Below are 18,467 nucleotides of genomic sequence, written 5' to 3'. Positions count from 1 at the left end.
TAGAGTCAGGAGGTCACATGAAACGAGTAATTTTATTAGCAGTGATTCAAGCAGTTGTTCTATTTTTCATCATTGGGGCGCTAGCTTATGCCTTTAAGGGCGATTTCTTCTACGACTATCTAGCAGTTGTCTTTGCCCCTATTGCAGGTGTCTTGCGCTTTGGGACAGCTTACACAACGGAGATTGTCTTGCCTCGAAAGGCAGCTGAAATCGCTGAAAAGCGTAAAGCAGGCAACAATTCAAAATAAAAGAGTCCGGTGAAGTTCATCGGATTTTTGTATGGGCGCTAATTTTTAGGGACTTTACCTGATTTTTAAAGACTGGCAAACTTTTCTGCTGATTTTCATGAAGAGCCTGCGCTTTTATGGTAAAATAGTAACAGAATAAAAGAGGAGAGAAACAATGAAACGTAGTATGTATGCTGGTCGTGTTCGTGAGGAACACATCGGACAAGAAATGACCTTGAAAGGATGGGTTGGCCGTCGTCGTGACCTTGGTGGTTTGATCTTTATCGATCTTCGTGACCGTGAAGGAATTATGCAGTTGGTTATCAACCCTGAAAAAGTATCTGCAGAGGTCATGGCAACAGCTGAAAGCCTTCGTAGCGAATTTGTTATCGAGGTGACTGGACAGGTCGCTGCGCGTGAGCAAGCCAATGATAAGTTGCCAACTGGTGCAGTTGAGTTAAACGTGACAGCTCTGACAGTGCTTAATACAGCTAAAACAACCCCATTTGAGATTAAGGATGGCATTGAGGCTAATGACGATACACGTTTACGTTACCGTTACCTTGACCTTCGTCGTCCAGAGATGCTGGAAAACCTCAAACTTCGTGCTAAAGTGACCCACTCTATTCGCAATTACTTGGATGAGTTGGAGTTTATCGACGTGGAGACACCATTCCTTTCTAAGTCAACTCCTGAAGGGGCGCGTGACTATTTGGTGCCGTCTCGTGTTAATAAAGGGCATTTTTACGCTCTTCCTCAAAGTCCACAAATCACGAAACAGCTCTTGATGAATGCTGGTTTTGACCGTTACTACCAAATCGTTAAATGTTTCCGTGACGAGGACTTGCGTGGTGACCGCCAGCCTGAGTTCACACAGGTTGACTTGGAAACATCTTTCCTTACTGAGCAAGAAATCCAAGATATCACAGAAGGTTTGATTGCGCGCGTGATGAAAGAAACTAAAGGCATCGAAGTGACGCTTCCATTTCCTCGTATGAAATATGATGATGCTATGGCTCTTTACGGTTCTGACAAGCCAGATACCCGTTTTGACATGTTGCTTCAGGACCTGACAGCAGTAGTCAAAGGTGTAGACTTTAAAGTCTTTTCAGAAGCACCTGCTGTAAAAGCAATTGTGGTCAAAGGAGCTGCGGACAACTATTCACGTAAAGACATCGACAAGATGACCGAAGTAGCCAAACAGTATGGTGCCAAAGGTCTTGCTTGGGTCAAGGTGGTTGATGGAGAATTAAACGGACCAGTTGCCAAGTTCTTGACTAGCATCCAAGCAGAATTGACAACAGCGCTTGCTCTTGAAGATAAGGACTTGGTTCTCTTTGTGGCGGATACGCTTGAAGTGGCTAATGCAACGCTTGGTGCCCTTCGTGGACGTATTGCCAAAGAGCTTGGTTTGATTGATAATGATAAATTCAACTTCCTTTGGGTTGTTGACTGGCCAATGTTTGAATGGTCTGAAGAAGAAGGTCGTTACATGAGCGCCCACCATCCATTTACTCTACCACAGGAAGAGACTGCTCACGAATTAGAAGGTGATTTGGCTAAGGTTCGTGCCATTGCTTACGATATTGTCTTGAACGGTTATGAACTTGGTGGTGGTAGCCTTCGTATCAACCAAAAAGACCTTCAAGAACGTATGTTCAAGGCTCTTGGTTTCTCAGCCGAAGAAGCAAATGACCAGTTTGGTTTCCTTCTTGAAGCCATGGACTATGGTTTCCCACCACACGGTGGCTTGGCTATCGGGCTTGACCGATTTGTCATGCTCTTAGCAGGAGAAGAAAATATTCGTGAAGTTATTGCCTTCCCTAAGAACAATAAGGCAAGTGACCCAATGACACAAGCTCCTTCAACAGTAGCTCTCAAACAACTAGAGGAACTCAGCTTACAAGTAGAAGAAGATGAAACAAGCAAAACGAATTAAGCGGTGGCGCTATTATCTGCGCCGCTTTGCTCATCAGATAAAAATTTTACGTGTCTTACAAAGCATCTCTCGCGAAAAATATGATGAGAAGATTTCGGCCTCTCTGGTCTATGGATTTTTATCAGCAGTAGCGGTCAATTTCTTTTTCCAACCAGGTCATGTGTATTCGAGTGGTGCGACAGGTCTGGCACAGATTATCTCTGCCTTGAGTAATCACTGGTTTGGTTTTCATATCCCGATTTCGTTGACCTTCTATGCCATTAATTTCCCTTTGATGGTCTTGGCTTGGTATCAAATTGGGCATAAGTTCACCGTCTTTACCTTTATAACGGTATCCATGAGTTCCTTCTTTATCCAGTTTGTCCCTGTGGCGACCTTGACGGAGGATCCCATTATCAATGCCCTTTTTGGGGGTGTTGTCATGGGCTTGGGGATTGGTTTTGCTCTTCGAAACAATATCTCCAGTGGTGGGACGGATATCGTCAGCCTGACTATTCGCAAGAAAACGGGTAAGAATGTTGGTAGTATTTCTTTCTTGGTAAATGGGACCATCATGCTGATAGCAGGCTTGACCTTTGGTTGGGAATACGCTCTCTACTCTATGATTACCATCTTTGTCTCTAGCCGTGTGACGGATGCTGTTTTTACCAAACAAAAACGGATGCAGGCTATGATTGTGACCAATCATCCAGACAAGGTAATTGAAAAAATCCATAAAAAATTACACCGCGGCGCAACCATGATCCACGATGCAGAAGGAACTTATAACCACGAAAGAAAATCAGTTTTAATCACTGTCATTACACGTGCAGAGTTTAATGAATTTAAACAGATTATGAAACAGGTGGATCCAGGTGCCTTTGTCTCTGTATCTGAGAATGTTCATATTCTGGGACGGTTCGTTGAAACAGATAATTAGTGATCAAAAAAACCAGCGCGAGCTGGTTTTTATTTTTCGATAATTTTGTGGGCGATTAACTGACGGTAGCAAATTTGCTTATTGCTTTTAGCATCGTTGATAATCTGGAGGATAGTTTCAAGAGAAACACGACCAAGTTCTAGGCTATTAATATCAACATAGGCCGCCAAGTTGAGTTTGGGATTGACCGAGTCGAAGCTGAGGACAGGGACATCCAGTTGGTGTTTTGCGATGTAATCACAGACCCCTGCAGCAAGGAGACTATCAATGGTAATAATAGCGTCAATATTTGGATCGTGTTTGAAGAGAAGTCTACTAAAGCGATAACCATTATCTTCAAGAAATTCAGTAGCAAAGTAAGTCAGATTAGTATCGAGAGGAAGTTGGTATTGTTTTAGAGCTAGCTCGTAACCTGTCAGACGGTCTTGTGTTACGAAGAGTCGCTTAGTACCTCCGATAAAGGCAATTCGCTTGCATCCTTTTTTGATGAAATACTCTGTCGCATCAAAACCAGCTTGGACATTGTCATTATCGACAAGTGGAATGAAGGGAGATAGAGATTTACCTAAGATAAGGAAAGGAAATTGCTCGTCTGCTACTAACTTAACCAAAGGGTCCTCTTCTTGGGCATAGAGGAAAATCAAACCATCTACACGCTTACCATAGACCATCTGAGAAATAGCTTTAAGACGCTCTTTGGCATCTTTACCTGTCGCGATCTGAATGGCGTAGTGGTTTTCAGAGGCGACTTGGGCGATACCACGGAGGACAGATGGGAAGAAAGGATTTTGATAGAAGGCGTCTGAGTCGTCAGGAAGCACCAAGCCGATAACTTGGGTATAACTGCTTACCAAACTACGAGCGTTGAGGTTGGGGTGGTAATTGAGCTCCTTCATAGCCTTACGAACACGTTTTTTTGTTTCGTCGCTAATGGTTGATTTATTTTGAATAACACGGGTTACAGTTGAAGGCGAAACACCAGCAGCCTTGGCCACGTCTTTAATCGTAACGGGCATAAAAATCTCCTATTTATGGTAATCTGGATCACGGAAATGTGTTTTATAAAAGATAGTGACCAGATACAGAACAAAAAGAATGTTTTGTACAGTTATCAGGGTTGTCATATTTTGGCCAAATAATCCCAAAATAAGTGTAATCAGAGTTGGTAATCCTAAACAGTTCAAGATAAAATGGTAGCACTCTTTAAAGGTCCTAAATGAAAAGAGGCGTGATTTCTTAGTGATATAGAGGAGAAGACTCGCTCCTATAGAGACGATAAAGAAATTCAAACCAAAGAGGAAGCTCGCACCGAGAACTAGAAAGAGACTGATATAGACACGATTCTGCTGGTACCAGTCTTTAGAAATTGCTTGGGTCAAGCTATCTTTGCTTTTGAAACTCTCAGTCTGAATCGCTCGGTAAGAGACGCGGGTCAGTTCTTTACTTTCTTTGCTGATGACTAGCTCATTCGTATCGAAATGCAGTTGCAAGTCCTTAGGTAATTCCTTGCTTTGACTTGGACCGATCACAATAGAAGGCTCTTGACTAGCTGTTCCTGTATAAGTTAATTTGCCATCAACAATTGCAGCGTGTTCAGAGAGATCCTGGACAACTTCATCTGTCAGAGGTTCATAGACATTATCGATAAAGGTTTCTAGCGGATAAGTCTCCTGTGAGCTGTTTTGGATGGCAATGGGTACCATAGACAAGCTGATAAGGAAGATACTGGTAAAGAGTAGTTGAAACCAGTTGAGCCCGAAACGTTTGGATAGGGGCTTACGAAATCCCCAAATACTTGAAAAATAGGAAAATGGATATGGAAGCATAGGTATCTTTCTAAAAGGTGTTTTCTATATGAGTATTATTATATAGAGAAATGCGCTTTATTTCAAGTCTAGGAGAAAAATTGCTTGTTGCAAGGATAGTTTTATAGTCACAAGATCCAAAATGAAAAAGGGTGGCGGGGATATATTATCCCTTGTCGCCACCACTTGTAAGTCCTGAAACAAAGTTCTTTTGTAGGAAGAAGAAGAGAATACAGATTGGAAGAGCGATGAGGATAGCACCTGCTGAGAAGTAGGCAATCTTCATGTTTTTCGCATTGTTAACGAAGGTTTGGAGACCAACGGCAACAGTAAAGTATTCTTTCTCACGAAGCAAGAAACTAGAGAGGATGTAGTCCCCGAAAGGTCCCATGAAGGCCCAGAGAGCTTGTACGGCAACCATTGGGCGAACAAGTGGAAGAACAATTTGCCAGAAGCGGCGGAAGTGTCCTGCACCGTCTAGTTTTGCAGATTCGTCTAGAGACATTGGTACTGTATCGAAGTAGCCTTTCATGAGCCAAGCATTCATCGGGATACCTCCACCAACGTATAGGAAGATGAGGAACCAGCTGTGGTTAAGGGCGTTCAACATAAGCGCCATAACGAAGAAGGCTGTCAAAGCGGCCATGGTTGGCACCATTTGGATGATCAAGAAGAAGACCAAACTTTGTTTACGAGCCAAGAAGTTGTAACGGCTGTAGGCATAACCAGCAAGTACGATGATACTTGTTTGAACAGCCATAGTAATTAAGGCGATAATCAAAGTGTTGAGGTACCAAGTACCGTACAAGGTTTCAGTGAAGAGGCCTTTAAAGTTATCAAAATTGAGGTCGATATTAGTATCTAGTTTAAAGGCTGAGACGTTACCTGCTTTAAAGGCTGACATGATGGTAATCAACAGTGGATAGATGATTACAATCGATAGGCCAATCAAGTAGAGGTAAGTAAGGGTTTGAGTCAGTCTACGTTTGAGTTTAATTGAGTTATTCATCTTAGACGTCCTCCATATCAAATGCGTGTAGTTTCTTGAATGCGATCATAGAGATTGAGATGACAATGATAGAGATAATCAAGGTAACAGCTGCCGCCATTGAGTATTGAGGAGATGTACCTGTTGTCAAACGGTAGATCCATGAGATCAAGATATCGGTTGAACCAGCTCCACCTCCGACACTACCAGGTCCTCCACCATTGAAGAGGTACATGATAGAGAAGTTGTTAAAGTTGAAGGTGTATTGACTAATCAAAGTAGGTGCCGCAACAGCCAAGATCATTGGGAAAGTGATGTTGCGGAATTTTTGCCAAGCATTGGCACCGTCAATATAAGCTGCTTCGTAAAGGTCGTTAGGAATAGATTGTAAGATACCCAAGGTCAAAACGTAGATGTATGGGAATCCAAGCCAACCCTGCATCATAATCAAGGCAATCTTAGTCCAAGTTGGGTCTGTTTTCCAAGGAATAAGAGCACCATCAAGGAAAGGAAGGAATTTAGCTAAGATTGGCAATACTTGAGTGTTGATGGCTCCGACACTATCGTTAAACATATTTGAGAATGTCAAGATAGTGATGAAGGCTGGAACAGCCCAAGGAAGAAGGAAAATAACACCAAAGATACGTTTTCCTTTGATAAATGGTTGGTTAGCAATGATAGCTGTGAAGATACCGATGACGATCTGTAAAGTTGAGGCAGCCAAAGCCCAGATGATAGTCCAAGAAAGAACGGCACCAAAGGCAGAACGGAAGGTACTCAAACTCCAGATGTTCGTAAAGTTGGTCAAACCAACCCAGTCCAACAATTTGTTTGGTGGCAAGTGTTGGAAGTCGTAGTTGGTAAAGGCGATCATCAAGGTTACGATAACTGGGAAGATGATCGCAAAAGTCATGGCAACATAAGATGGAATGATCAAGAGGTAAGGGAAGCCATTTTCATAGATTCCTTTGACCATTTCTTTAAAGGTAAGCGCTACTGGTATGCCATTGTTAATGTGTTTGGCAGTTGTATGTGCATCTTTGATATTTGCGAAATAAAAGAGTATATAAACAACTACAAAGATTAAATGGAAGGCACCACGAATCAGCATAAAGAGGGAATTGTCACGACCTGGTTTGTCACCAAGAGTGATGAGATTGCTCAATTCAGGGGCGGCAAGTGCTAGGAAATAAAGGACAAATACGATGGTTACACCAAGGAAGATAAAACCTTTGGCTTTTTGTTTATTGTAAATCTGTCCTAACCCAGGAATGATAGACAGCAGGGCTGCTTTACTAGGTTGTTGCTTTTCCATAATAACTCCTTTCATAGGATACTGGTTTCTAGATAAAACCTAAACTATTTGTGTTTTTGTTGATAAATTCAAAGGGGGATTTGATTTCCACCCCCCTTGAACAAATTTCTTATTCACCAAATTTTTGTTTGATTGTTTCTTTGATCAATGTTACAGCATCGTTAGCTGCTGTTTTAGCATCTTTCTTACCACTTACAGCATCAAAGAGCATATTTTTCGCTGGATCCCAAACTGCAGACATTTGAGAGATATTTGGCATTGGTTGAGCGTTCTTGAACTGTTTGATAACAGCAGTTGTCAACTCATCGTTTTTACCTTCAGCGTATGAACGAGCCTCAGTGTTAGCTGGGATTTCGTTAGTCTTATCGTATAATACTTTTTGTTGTTCAGTTGAAACAAGGAAGTCTACAAATTTTTGAGAAGCTTCAAGGTTCTTAGTGGCTTGAGGGATGACCCAAGCTTTTCCACCACCAAATGCAGCATATTCTTTTCCGTTTGGAAGAGTTGGGATAGTCGCAACACCGTAGTTTACTTTAGCATCTTTGAAGGCTTGGGCTTTCCAAGGTCCGTCGATGATAGCAGCTGTTTTACCTTCTTGGAATTGAGTTTGGATTAAGTTGCCAGCACCTTCCGTATCTTGCATACCTTTAGGCCATTTTTCATACCAAGATTTAGCGTACTCTATACCTTTGATAGCGCCGTCGTTGGCAAGACCGATATCTTTAGCGTCTTTACCGTTTTGTCCGAATACATAAGCTCCGTTACCAGCAAGAAGTCCGTATGCATAGTAGAAGTTTGTCCAGTCAGCTAGGAAAGCAGAAGTTTTTCCATCTTCTCCAGCGAAGGCATATTTGCTATCTTTAGCAAGGTTTTCTAAGTCAGCAAAAGTTTTTGGAGCTTCTTTTATCAAGTCTTTGTTGTAGTACATAACAAGTGACTCGATAACGGCAGGAGCACCGTAAACTTTACCATTAGCAGCTGTTACAAGAGATTTAGTTGTGTCGTCTGTTTTAGCACCATCGCTCAATTTCACTTCTGAAAGTTGTCCGTCAGAACCAAGGCTACCTACACGGTCGTATGGAGCCATCATAATATCAGGGACATTACCAGATTGGTTGTCAAGAGAAAGTTTATCAAGACCTCCTAGAGCATCACCAGTTTTAAGAGTGATTTTTACTCCAGCTTCTTTTTCATAAGCTTTAGCAACCTCTTCAATATAGCTCTTATATCCCTCGTCTACATATACAGTGAGTTCTTTGGCTTCAGATGAACCAGAATCAGCAGGCTTATCAGCAGTTTTGCTTCCGCAAGCTACCAAAAGCAAGCTAGCAAGTGTAACAGTTCCAAGCACAGCAGTGCTCTTCATGAATTTAGATGACATAGTGTATTCCTCCTAAAGAATAACAAATTTTATAATGAGGAAACGCAAACGTTTTCCTTTATGGGACTAGTATAGCACAAATAGAAAACGGTTGCAAGTGTTTTTTGTAAAAATTTTAAAAAAATTTCACGGGAATGGTAAGCGTTTTATTTGTTTGTAATAGAAGAAAAGTCGGAAAATATATTTTCATGATTTTACTGAAATTATTTAGGGAAACGATTGCCTAAATTTTGAACAAAAAATAAATTGCTCTAGACCAAAAGTAGGCTAAGTTGAGCCTTCTATTTGTAGTTGAAGAAGATTTTGTAAATAGAAAAGAAAAATGTATATGTATACATAAAGAAGGACAAGTTTTTTTAAAAAAAATAATCAAAAAGTTTTTTAAAAACGCTTGCAATTATTCCAAAAATAAAGTATACTTATCTTAACGCAAACGTTTGCGCCCAAAAATGAAAATTTAAACTACAAATACACGAGGTGTTGTTTATGAAAAAACGTCAAAGTGGTGTGTTGATGCACATCTCTTCTCTACCAGGAGCCTACGGAATCGGATCGTTTGGTCAAAGTGCTTACGACTTCGTTGATTTCTTGGTCCGTACAAAACAACGTTACTGGCAAATCCTTCCATTAGGAACAACTAGTTACGGAGATTCTCCTTACCAGTCTTTCTCAGCCTTCGCAGGAAACACTCATTTTATCGATTTGGATATCTTGGTGGAGCAAGGTTTGTTGGAAGCAAGTGACCTTGAAGGAGTTGACTTTGGTAGCGATGCGTCTGAAGTTGACTATGCTAAGATTTACTATGCACGTCGTCCTCTTTTAGAAAAAGCGGTGAAACGTTTCTTTGAAGTCGGAGATGTTAAAGATTTTGAGAAATTTGCTCAAGACAACCAATCATGGCTTGAGCTCTTTGCTGAGTATATGGCTATCAAAGAGCATTTTGACAATCTTGCTTGGACTGAATGGCCAGATGCTGATGCTCGTGTTCGTAAAGCTTCAGCACTTGAAAGCTACCGTGAGCAATTGGCAGACAAGTTGGTTTACCACCGTGTGACTCAATACTTCTTCTTCCAACAATGGTTGAAATTGAAAGCTTACGCTAACGACAACCACATCGAAATCGTTGGGGACATGCCAATCTACGTAGCGGAAGATTCAAGCGATATGTGGGCAAATCCACATCTCTTCAAGACAGATGTCAACGGTAAGGCGACTTGCATAGCAGGATGCCCACCAGATGAGTTTTCTGCAACTGGTCAGCTTTGGGGTAACCCAATCTATGATTGGGAAGCAATGGACAAAGACGGCTACAAATGGTGGATTGAACGCTTGCGTGAAAGCTTCAAAATCTATGATATCGTTCGTATCGACCACTTCCGCGGCTTCGAATCTTACTGGGAAATCCCTGCTGGTTCCGATACAGCAGCACCTGGTGAGTGGGTGAAAGGTCCGGGCTACAAGCTTTTTGCAGCCGTTAAGGAAGAACTTGGTGAGCTAAACATCATCGCAGAAGACCTTGGCTTCATGACAGATGAAGTTATTGAGTTGCGTGAACGTACTGGCTTCCCAGGAATGAAGATTCTTCAATTTGCCTTCAACCCAGAAGACGAAAGTATCGATAGCCCACACTTGGCACCTGCTAACTCAGTTATGTACACAGGAACTCACGATAATAACACGGTCCTTGGTTGGTACCGTAACGAGATCGATGATGCGACTCGTGAGTACATGGCTCGCTACACTAACCGTAAAGAATACGAAACAGTTCCACACGCTATGCTTCGTACAGCCTTTTCATCAGTTAGCTTCATGGCAATTGCAACTATGCAAGATTTGCTAGAATTGGATGAGGCAGCTCGTATGAACTTCCCATCTACCCTTGGTGGAAACTGGTCTTGGCGCATGACTGAAGATCAATTGACACCAGCTGTCGAGGAAGGTTTGCTTGACTTGACAACAATCTATCGACGAATTAATGAAAATTTGGTAGAATTAAAGAAATAATACAATATCAGGAGACACCTTAAACATGTTATCACTACAAGAATTTGTACAAAATCGTTACAATAAAACCATTGCAGAATGTAGCAATGAAGAGCTTTACCTTGCTCTTCTTAACTACAGCAAACTTGCAAGCAGCCAAAAACCAGTCAACACTGGTAAAAAGAAAGTTTACTATATCTCAGCTGAGTTCTTGATTGGTAAACTCTTGTCAAACAACTTGATCAACCTTGGTCTTTACGACGATGTCAAAAAAGAACTTGCTGCTGCAGGTAAAGACTTGATCGAAGTTGAAGAAGTTGAATTGGAACCATCTCTTGGTAATGGTGGTTTGGGACGTTTGGCTGCCTGCTTTATCGACTCAATTGCGACTCTTGGTTTGAATGGTGACGGTGTTGGTCTTAACTACCACTTTGGTCTTTTCCAACAAGTTCTTAAAAACAACCAACAAGAAACAATTCCAAATGCATGGTTGACAGAGCAAAACTGGTTGGTTCGCTCAAGCCGTAGCTACCAAGTACCATTTGCAGACTTTACTTTGACATCAACTCTTTACGATATTGATGTTACTGGTTATGAAACAGCAACTAAAAATCGCTTGCGTTTGTTTGACTTGGATTCAGTTGATTCTTCTATCATTAAAGATGGTATCAACTTTGACAAGACAGATATCGCTCGCAACTTGACTCTCTTCCTTTACCCAGATGATAGTGACCGTCAAGGTGAATTGCTCCGTATCTTCCAACAATACTTCATGGTTTCAAACGGTGCGCAATTGATTATCGACGAAGCAATCGAAAAAGGAAGCAACTTGCATGACCTTGCTGACTACGCTGTTGTACAAATCAACGACACTCACCCATCAATGGTTATCCCTGAATTGATCCGTCTTTTGACTGCACGTGGTATCGAGCTTGACGAAGCAATTTCAATCGTTCGTAGCATGACTGCCTACACTAACCACACAATCCTTGCTGAAGCCCTTGAAAAATGGCCTCTTGAATTCTTGCAAGAAGTGGTTCCTCACTTGGTACCAATCATCGAAGAATTGGACCGTCGCGTGAAAGCAGAATACAAAGATCCAGCTGTTCAAATTATCGATGAGAGCGGACGTGTTCACATGGCTCACATGGATATCCACTACGGATACAGTGTTAACGGAGTAGCGGCACTTCATACTGAAATCTTGAAGAACTCTGAGTTGAAAGCCTTCTACGACCTTTACCCAGAAAAATTCAATAACAAAACAAACGGTATCACTTTCCGTCGTTGGCTTATGCATGCTAACCCAAGATTGTCTCACTACTTGGATGAGATTCTTGGAGAAGGTTGGCACCATGAAGCAGATGAACTTGAAAAACTTTTGTCTTATGAAGACAAAGCAGCTGTCAAAGAAAAATTGGAAAGCATCAAGGCTCACAACAAACGTAAATTGGCTCGTCACTTGAAAGAACACCAAGGTGTGGAAATCAATCCAAACTCTATCTTTGATATCCAAATCAAACGTCTTCACGAGTATAAACGCCAACAAATGAACGCCTTGTACGTGATCCACAAATACCTTGACATCAAAGCTGGTAACATTCCTGCTCGTCCAATCACAATCTTCTTTGGTGGTAAAGCAGCTCCAGCCTACACAATCGCTCAAGATATCATCCACTTGATTCTTTGCATGTCAGAAGTTATTGCTAACGATCCAGCAGTAGCTCCACACTTGCAAGTAGTTATGGTTGAAAACTACAACGTTACTGCAGCAAGCTTCCTTATCCCAGCATGTGATATCTCAGAACAAATCTCACTTGCTTCTAAAGAAGCTTCAGGTACTGGTAACATGAAATTCATGTTGAACGGAGCTTTGACTCTTGGTACTATGGATGGTGCTAACGTGGAAATCGCTGAGTTGGTTGGTGACGAAAACATCTACATCTTTGGTGAAGATTCAGAAACTGTTATTGACCTTTACGCAAAAGCAGCTTACAAATCAAGCGAATTCTACGCTCGTGAAGCTATCAAACCATTGGTTGACTTCATCGTTAGCGATGCAGTTCTTGCAGCTGGAAACAAAGAGCGTTTGGAACGTCTTTACAATGAATTGATCAACAAAGACTGGTTCATGACTCTTCTTGACTTGGAAGACTACATCAAAGTCAAAGAGCAAATGTTGGCTGACTACGAAGACCGTGACGCATGGTTGGATAAAGTTATCGTTAACATTTCTAAAGCAGGATTCTTCTCATCTGACCGTACAATCGCTCAGTATAACGAAGATATCTGGCACTTGAACTAATACTCTTCGAAAATCAAATTCAAACCACGTCAGCGTTGCCTTGCCGTACTCAAGTACAGCCTGCGGCTAGCTTCCTAGTTTGCTCTTTGATTTTCATTGAGTATAAGATACAAATTCATACTAATACATTTTGTAAAAAAGCGAGTTTCGATTGAAATTCGCTTTTTTAAATGCTGTGGATTTGGGTCAATCTTGTCTAAAAAGAAGAGAAAGCATAGACGTATTGAAGGTTTAACACTCTCTTTCAACCTTATGCTTCTTTGCAGTTGTTTATCTCATATTTATTGTATTCGCTTACATAAAGTATTATAATATGATTGTAGGAAAGAAGGTGTTTTTATGTGGAAAAAATATTTTTCAAAATATAAATGGACGGATTTATTTTGGATTCTATTTGTTATTTTAACATGCCTCTATATAGGTAACCATGATTTGTTTCCTCTCAATCATCAAGAAATCTCTCTTCGAGGTAGTTTCTGGGGATCTGTACTCGCCTTATATCACTTACTATTTATTGATAAGTTTGTTATCTCGAATCGAAAATAAAGATTAGAACTATGTTTGACTGCCTACTTTTATGATTTATTTTGGAGGGAAGATTTTGTCTCTATTATTTATTATTTTAAATTTGTTTATCTTGTACAAGATCTATTCTTTGAGACGGGAGAAATCGAAATACTTGATTTATACGGCCTATATCATATTTGGGGTAAATGTAATATATGGTATTCAATGGTTATTAAAAGAATTGGTTTCAAAGATTTCCACTTAATGTGTATAGAAACTCCAGTAATTTTTGCATAACAAAACGCATAAGATCAAGGTTTTGAGTACCTGTTCTTATGCGTTTTTGTAATATTGGAGATTTTCGGTAAGTTTTATACCTTTGGGAAGTCTAGTTTAGAATACTTTCCCAACCAAAATCTCAGCCTCAATAGTAATCTCTGTCAAGTCGCTCCAGTCAATCTTAGTCTGGTCGATGTGAAAGAGTAGGGGCGTCATGCTGAGTAGGGATTGGAGCTGATCTGCTGTGATAGTCTTAGTCAGAGAGGCCGTTTGGTTAGATAGGATGGTAAAGTGTCCCTGGAAATGCTCCTTGATATCTTGATTAGAATAATCCTTCTTTGTCAGCTGGTCTTGTACCTTCTGACGGATTTCCTTGAGGTGATTTTCGGTTGGGATAACCTTTATCAAGATACCGTCTTTGGATAAAACGCGACGGAATTCTCCATAGTTGGCAGGTGAAAAGATATCAAGCAGGATATCCATGCTAGCGTCTTTTATAGGAAGACGAGCCAAGTCACCAACGAACCAGTTGACTGCCCAGTTTGGTTCACTCTTGGCAGCGATTTGGACGGAATCTTTGGAAATATCAAAGGCATAGAAGGTTTTGTCAGGATGCCTTTCTTGAAGTTTGCGAGAATAGAAACCTTCGCCACAACCGATATCTAAAATTGTTTTGGCATTTTTTGAGTTTGAAAGTAAATCAGAGAGGACCTCTAGAATAGCCTGATAAAAGCCTGCTTCTAGGATTTGTTGACGGTTTTGAAAATTTTCCTTGTCATAGTTAGCAGATTGCTTAATTTGAGGTGCTAGATTGACATAGCCGAATTTAGCTAAGTCAAAAGAATGACGATTACAGCATTTGAGACTGCTCTCTACCAGAGTCAGATTTTCTTGACAGATAGGACAGGAAAAGGCAGTCGCAGAAGCAAAACGCTGAAGTTTGGGTTTGAGATTTGTATTCATAGTTTAAGTGTATCAAAAGAGGCAAATGAAAGCAACTTTAGGAATAAGTAGATGGGAGATTCAGTAGAAATAAAACTGATTCTCCAATTTATAGAATGAAATTGCTTTTATATCTAAATTGCTATATAATAATGATAAGGAGGAAATAAGTATGTTAAAAGAAGTACTAACCGTTGCAAAAGTTGCGAAAAAATCATCACTCTTTTTGGGTGGTGTCGCATTTGGTACCCTTGGTTTGAAAATCTTAGCAAGTAAGGAAGCTAAAAAAGGTTATTCTAAAGCTTTGGCTAAGGCTTACAAGTTGAAAGACGGGCTAGATGCATCTGTTTCTGTTGTGAAACAACATGGAGACGATGTCTTGCAAGATGCCAAATATTTGTACGAGCAAGAGAAAAAAGAAGAGCAATTAGATAGCCTTATAGGAGAATAATATGTCTTTTAAAGTGCTACATAGAGGATACCAACATATCCGACTATCATCTTCTTTTTCACTCACCTTGGATATTCAAGACTATCTTCGTTCCTTGGCGAGAGATGAAAAGGGGATTGAGTCTATCCAGTTTTACATGGATCAACAGCACTTTACTCTACGCATAAAAGAAGGCTTTTCTGTATTAGATAATGCAGAAGCCTTTTTAAAAAGAATTGATAAAGGGAAAGTTTCTGAGTTGATGACTCTTCCCATTCGTAGAGAAGAGAGTGCTTATTCTATTGTTTCAGGTGCAGCGATTAAGCGTATACTTTTTCGTAGTTTTGTGCCGTATCCTATTCGCTATATATGGACTTGTTATCAGGCTTTTGGCTATATTAGAGAAGCCTATCAAACACTAGCGCGTAAGGAACTAACGATGGAAGTCTTGGACTGTTCGGCGATTTTATTGTCTTTGTTCATGAACCAATCCAAGACGGCTAGCAATATCATGTTTATGCTTGATTTGGGGAATCATTTAGATCAGTGGTCTTTGAAAAAAACTGCAACAGATTTAGAACAAAGCCTTCTTGCAAAAGAGAGCGATGTATTCCTAGTACAGGGCGATACGGTTGTTAGTATCAAGAGTTCCGATGTTCAAATAGGAGATGTCTTGGTCCTATCTCAAGGAAATGAAATTCTGTTTGATGGACAAGTAGTTTCAGGTTTAGGTATGGTCAACGAAAGTTCCTTGACGGGAGAGAGTTTTCCAGTTGAAAAAAGAGAATCTGATTTGGTTTGTGCAAATACAGTATTAGAAACTGGAGAGTTACGCATTCGTGTAACCGATAATCAGATGAACAGCCGGATTTTACAACTGATTGAGTTGATGAAGAAATCTGAAGAAAACAAGAAAACGAAACAACGCTATTTCATCAAAATGGCGGACAAGGTCGTCAAATATAATTTCTTGGGGGCTGGGCTAACTTACCTATTGACAGGTTCTTTTTCTAAGGCTATTTCTTTCCTATTAGTCGATTTCTCCTGCGCTTTGAAAATTTCTACTCCGGTAGCTTATTTGGCAGCTATCAAGGAGGGGTTGAACCGTGAAATGGTGATTAAGGATGGAGATGTTCTGGAGAAATATCTGGAAGTTGATACCTTCTTATTTGATAAGACGGGGACAATCACAACTAGCTATCCGATAGTTGAAAAGGTGTTACCTTTTGGGGACTATAGTGAGGAAGATATTCTCAGAATCAGTGCCTGTCTTGAGGAACACATTTATCATCCTATTGCTAATGCCATCGTCAAGCAAGCTGAGATAGAGGGAATTGAACATGAGGAAATGCATGGGAAACTCCAATATATCGCAAGCAAGGGGATCAAATCTCATATAGATGGGCAACCAGTTCTTATTGGGAATTATGTTTTGATGCAGGATGAGCAAATTCATATCAGTTCAGAACAAAATGCTTTAATTGAAGAGTACAAGAGTCACTACAATCTCTTATTCTTGGCTTATCAGAATGAATTGATTGGAATGTTCTGCATTCATACTCCTTTGAGAAAAGAAGCAAAAGCAGCCTTGGAGAAACTTAAGGCACAAGGGAAAAAATTGATTCTGGCAACAGGGGACACCCTGGTTAGGACAGAGGAATTAGTCAAAGATTTGCCCTTTGATCAGGTCTATACAGACTTGAAACCTGATGGAAAATTTGAGTTAGTAGAGGAACTGCAGAAAGCAGGTCACACTATTTTGATGGTTGGAGATGGATTGAATGACTCAGCGGCTCTAACCCTATCAGATATCGGTGTGGTGATGAATGAGAGTGCAGACATTTCTAAGCAGATGAGCGATATCTTATTGTTAGATAATCGCTTGGATTTCTTCCAAGAGTTGGATTGGCTATCATCATCTTTGCAAACACTCATCAAGAAGAATATTCAAGATACCGTTGTCGTAAATAGTAGTTTGATTGGTTTTGGCTTGTTTAATTGGCTCAGTCCTTCAAATCTCTCTATCTTACATAATCTAACAACCTTACGTATTGTACTGCGTAGCCTGTCTATTAAGGTATAGGCGGGGACTATTAACAGCAAAAAGGAGTTACCTTTCTCGAGGTTAACTCCTTTTTTTATAGGTAAATGTTGAACAGTTTAGTAAGTCAATACAAAATATTTTTTCTTACCGCGACGGATAACAGTCAGTTCATTCTCTAACTTATCTGCGTCATTCAAGACATAGTCAAGGTCTTGGATACGGTCGCCGTTGACGTAGATAGCTCCGTTTTGGACGTCTTCACGGGCCTGGCGTTTTGAGTTAACCACACCAGATGAGACGAGAAGTTCTACGATATTGTGGTTTTCATCTGCTTGAACTTGGTAGTTTGGCACTCCACGAAGTCCTTGTTTGAGTTCTTTAACAGAAAGATTTTTGATGTTTCCTGCAAAGAGTTGCTCAGTGATGTTGAGGGCTTCTTTGTAAGCTTCTTCGCCGTGAACAAGTGTAACGACTTCACGAGCCAAGATTTTTTGAGCCAAGCGTTCGTGTGGAGCTGCTTCAAATTGTTTACGGATGTCTTCAATCTCATCAAGTGACAAGAAAGTAAAGATTTTCAAGAAGCGAACAGCGTCTGCGTCCATAACGTTCATCCAGAATTGGTACATTTCGTATGGAGAAGTCTTTTCAGGATTGAGCCAGACTGCGTTTCCTTCTGATTTACCAAATTTCTTACCAGTTGCATCTGTGATCAATGGAACAGTGATAACGTGGCCAGTCTTGTCAGCCTTACGACGAAGCAATTCTGTACCAGCTGTCATATTTCCCCACTGGTCAGAACCACCGATTTGAAGAGTGACATTGTGGTCTTGGTTAAGGACGAAGAAGTCGTACCCTTGCATGATTTGGTAAGCGAACTCAGTGTAAGAAATCCCTGTTTCGATCCGTTTTTTCACAGACTCTTTACTCATCATGTAGTTGACAGTGAAGTATTTTCCAATATCACGGAGGAAGTCAATGAAGCTGATGCTGCCAAACCAGTCGTAGTTGTTGACCATGACAGCTTTATTTTCACCATTTTCAAAGTCAAGAAAACGAGAAAGTTGTCCTTGGATAGACTTGACCCAGCCCTCTACTGTGTCTTTTGTTTGGAGACTACGTTCAGCATCTTTGAAGGACGGATCTCCGATGAGACCTGTGGCACCGCCAACGAGCGCATAAGGTTTGTGACCTGCTAGTTGCAAGCGACGACTTGTCAAGATTGCGACAAGGTGGCCTAGGTGAAGGCTGTCAGCAGTTGGATCGTAGCCAGTATAATAAGAAACTTGACCTTCTTCTAGGGCTTTACGCAAAGCTTCTTCATCAGTCGTTTGAAATATCAAACCACGCTCTTTTAGCTCATCAAAAATGTGCATGTGTCTTTTCTCCTTTTTAAAATTATTGTT

At 40.7% G+C, this 18,467-nt stretch carries 15 protein-coding genes; 8 read left to right on the top strand and 7 right to left on the bottom strand.

The genetic code is table 11. The features are described from left to right. Window positions 1–17 precede the first annotated feature (17 nt). From ACN076_RS00705 to ACN076_RS00695, 3 genes are all read left to right on the top strand, one after another. Window positions 18–248 (top strand): hypothetical protein, encoded by a 231-nt coding sequence (locus tag ACN076_RS00705; protein WP_420789970.1) that lies wholly within the window; start codon window positions 18–20, stop codon window positions 246–248. A 154-nt stretch (window positions 249–402) separates the two neighbouring features. After that, on the top strand, window positions 403–2,166 hold the full coding sequence (gene aspS / locus ACN076_RS00700) for an aspartate--tRNA ligase (RefSeq protein ID WP_125416801.1): 1,764 nt from the start codon (window positions 403–405) through the stop codon (window positions 2,164–2,166). Further along, window positions 2,144–3,085 (top strand): YitT family protein, encoded by a 942-nt coding sequence (locus ACN076_RS00695; protein WP_420789969.1) that lies wholly within the window; start codon window positions 2,144–2,146, stop codon window positions 3,083–3,085. The genes aspS and ACN076_RS00695 overlap by 23 nt, the downstream gene beginning before the upstream one ends. Window positions 3,086–3,114: 29 nt before the next feature. Here ACN076_RS00695 and ACN076_RS00690 read toward each other — a convergent pair whose 3' ends face one another. The 5 genes from ACN076_RS00690 to ACN076_RS00670 all read right to left on the bottom strand — a co-directional run bounded on the left by ACN076_RS00690 (window position 3,115) and on the right by ACN076_RS00670 (window position 8,574). Next, window positions 3,115–4,101, bottom strand: coding sequence for a LacI family DNA-binding transcriptional regulator (locus ACN076_RS00690; RefSeq protein ID WP_314008098.1), 987 nt, complete (start codon window positions 4,099–4,101; stop codon window positions 3,115–3,117). 9 nt (window positions 4,102–4,110) lie between these two features. Then, the gene (locus tag ACN076_RS00685; protein ID WP_420789968.1) at window positions 4,111–4,911 is read right to left on the bottom strand and encodes a DUF1189 domain-containing protein; all 801 of its coding nucleotides are present in this window, start codon (window positions 4,909–4,911) and stop codon (window positions 4,111–4,113) included. Window positions 4,912–5,056: 145 nt separating this feature from the next. Then, window positions 5,057–5,899 (bottom strand): sugar ABC transporter permease, encoded by an 843-nt coding sequence (locus tag ACN076_RS00680; protein WP_001065646.1) that lies wholly within the window; start codon window positions 5,897–5,899, stop codon window positions 5,057–5,059. A 1-nt stretch (window position 5,900) separates the two neighbouring features. After that, window positions 5,901–7,193 (bottom strand): sugar ABC transporter permease, encoded by a 1,293-nt coding sequence (locus ACN076_RS00675; protein WP_049524724.1) that lies wholly within the window; start codon window positions 7,191–7,193, stop codon window positions 5,901–5,903. Between the two features lie 109 nt (window positions 7,194–7,302). Further along, complete coding sequence (locus ACN076_RS00670) at window positions 7,303–8,574, bottom strand: maltodextrin ABC transporter substrate-binding protein (RefSeq protein WP_000095481.1); 1,272 nt, start codon at window positions 8,572–8,574, stop codon at window positions 7,303–7,305. Between the two features lie 486 nt (window positions 8,575–9,060). Between ACN076_RS00670 and malQ the strand changes: the two genes are divergently transcribed. The 3 genes from malQ to ACN076_RS00655 all read left to right on the top strand — a co-directional run bounded on the left by malQ (window position 9,061) and on the right by ACN076_RS00655 (window position 13,408). Beyond that, window positions 9,061–10,578, top strand: a complete 1,518-nt coding sequence (malQ, locus tag ACN076_RS00665) for a 4-alpha-glucanotransferase (RefSeq protein WP_049532276.1) — start codon at window positions 9,061–9,063, stop codon at window positions 10,576–10,578. Window positions 10,579–10,603: 25 nt separating this feature from the next. Further along, a complete protein-coding gene (glgP, locus tag ACN076_RS00660) occupies window positions 10,604–12,862 on the top strand; it encodes a glycogen/starch/alpha-glucan family phosphorylase (protein WP_049515774.1) in 2,259 nt (752 codons plus the stop codon). Between the two features lie 339 nt (window positions 12,863–13,201). Beyond that, window positions 13,202–13,408, top strand: a complete 207-nt coding sequence (locus tag ACN076_RS00655) for a hypothetical protein (RefSeq protein ID WP_000265678.1) — start codon at window positions 13,202–13,204, stop codon at window positions 13,406–13,408. 354 nt (window positions 13,409–13,762) lie between these two features. Here the strand turns inward: ACN076_RS00655 and ACN076_RS00650 are convergent, their stop codons facing one another. Continuing rightward, window positions 13,763–14,611, bottom strand: a complete 849-nt coding sequence (locus ACN076_RS00650) for a putative RNA methyltransferase (protein WP_261037786.1) — start codon at window positions 14,609–14,611, stop codon at window positions 13,763–13,765. Between the two features lie 151 nt (window positions 14,612–14,762). Between ACN076_RS00650 and ACN076_RS00645 the strand changes: the two genes are divergently transcribed. Further along, window positions 14,763–15,041: a DUF6110 family protein gene (locus tag ACN076_RS00645; protein ID WP_000910910.1), complete on the top strand. Its 279-nt coding sequence runs from the start codon at window positions 14,763–14,765 to the stop codon at window positions 15,039–15,041. A 1-nt stretch (window position 15,042) separates the two neighbouring features. After that, the gene (locus ACN076_RS00640; protein WP_420789967.1) at window positions 15,043–17,103 is read left to right on the top strand and encodes a heavy metal translocating P-type ATPase; all 2,061 of its coding nucleotides are present in this window, start codon (window positions 15,043–15,045) and stop codon (window positions 17,101–17,103) included. A 77-nt stretch (window positions 17,104–17,180) separates the two neighbouring features. Here the strand turns inward: ACN076_RS00640 and tyrS are convergent, their stop codons facing one another. Then, window positions 17,181–18,437 carry a tyrosine--tRNA ligase gene (tyrS, locus tag ACN076_RS00635; protein WP_420789966.1) on the bottom strand — a complete coding sequence of 419 codons (1,257 nt, stop codon included), beginning with the start codon at window positions 18,435–18,437 and terminating at the stop codon, window positions 17,181–17,183. Window positions 18,438–18,467: the final 30 nt, after the last annotated feature.

Source organism: Streptococcus sp. K0074 (genome assembly GCF_048843365.1).
Lineage (GTDB): Bacteria > Bacillota > Bacilli > Lactobacillales > Streptococcaceae > Streptococcus > Streptococcus mitis_BM.
The sequence above is the reverse complement of the archived record's forward strand: the minus strand, read 5'-3'. Positions and strand labels throughout refer to the sequence as shown.

Bases quoted from the DNA above. Each gene is read 5' to 3' on its own strand.
- ACN076_RS00705 (WP_420789970.1), top strand. From the start codon at position 18: ATGAAACGAGTAATTTTATTAGCAGTGATTCAAGCAGTTGTTCTATTT.
- aspS (WP_125416801.1), top strand. From the start codon at position 403: ATGAAACGTAGTATGTATGCTGGTCGTGTTCGTGAGGAACACATCGGA.
- ACN076_RS00695 (WP_420789969.1), top strand. From the start codon at position 2,144: ATGAAACAAGCAAAACGAATTAAGCGGTGGCGCTATTATCTGCGCCGC.
- ACN076_RS00690 (WP_314008098.1), bottom strand. From the start codon at position 4,101: ATGCCCGTTACGATTAAAGACGTGGCCAAGGCTGCTGGTGTTTCGCCT.
- ACN076_RS00685 (WP_420789968.1), bottom strand. From the start codon at position 4,911: ATGCTTCCATATCCATTTTCCTATTTTTCAAGTATTTGGGGATTTCGT.
- ACN076_RS00680 (WP_001065646.1), bottom strand. From the start codon at position 5,899: ATGAATAACTCAATTAAACTCAAACGTAGACTGACTCAAACCCTTACT.
- ACN076_RS00675 (WP_049524724.1), bottom strand. From the start codon at position 7,193: ATGGAAAAGCAACAACCTAGTAAAGCAGCCCTGCTGTCTATCATTCCT.
- ACN076_RS00670 (WP_000095481.1), bottom strand. From the start codon at position 8,574: ATGTCATCTAAATTCATGAAGAGCACTGCTGTGCTTGGAACTGTTACA.
- malQ (WP_049532276.1), top strand. From the start codon at position 9,061: ATGAAAAAACGTCAAAGTGGTGTGTTGATGCACATCTCTTCTCTACCA.
- glgP (WP_049515774.1), top strand. From the start codon at position 10,604: ATGTTATCACTACAAGAATTTGTACAAAATCGTTACAATAAAACCATT.
- ACN076_RS00655 (WP_000265678.1), top strand. From the start codon at position 13,202: ATGTGGAAAAAATATTTTTCAAAATATAAATGGACGGATTTATTTTGG.
- ACN076_RS00650 (WP_261037786.1), bottom strand. From the start codon at position 14,611: ATGAATACAAATCTCAAACCCAAACTTCAGCGTTTTGCTTCTGCGACT.
- ACN076_RS00645 (WP_000910910.1), top strand. From the start codon at position 14,763: ATGTTAAAAGAAGTACTAACCGTTGCAAAAGTTGCGAAAAAATCATCA.
- ACN076_RS00640 (WP_420789967.1), top strand. From the start codon at position 15,043: ATGTCTTTTAAAGTGCTACATAGAGGATACCAACATATCCGACTATCA.
- tyrS (WP_420789966.1), bottom strand. From the start codon at position 18,437: ATGCACATTTTTGATGAGCTAAAAGAGCGTGGTTTGATATTTCAAACG.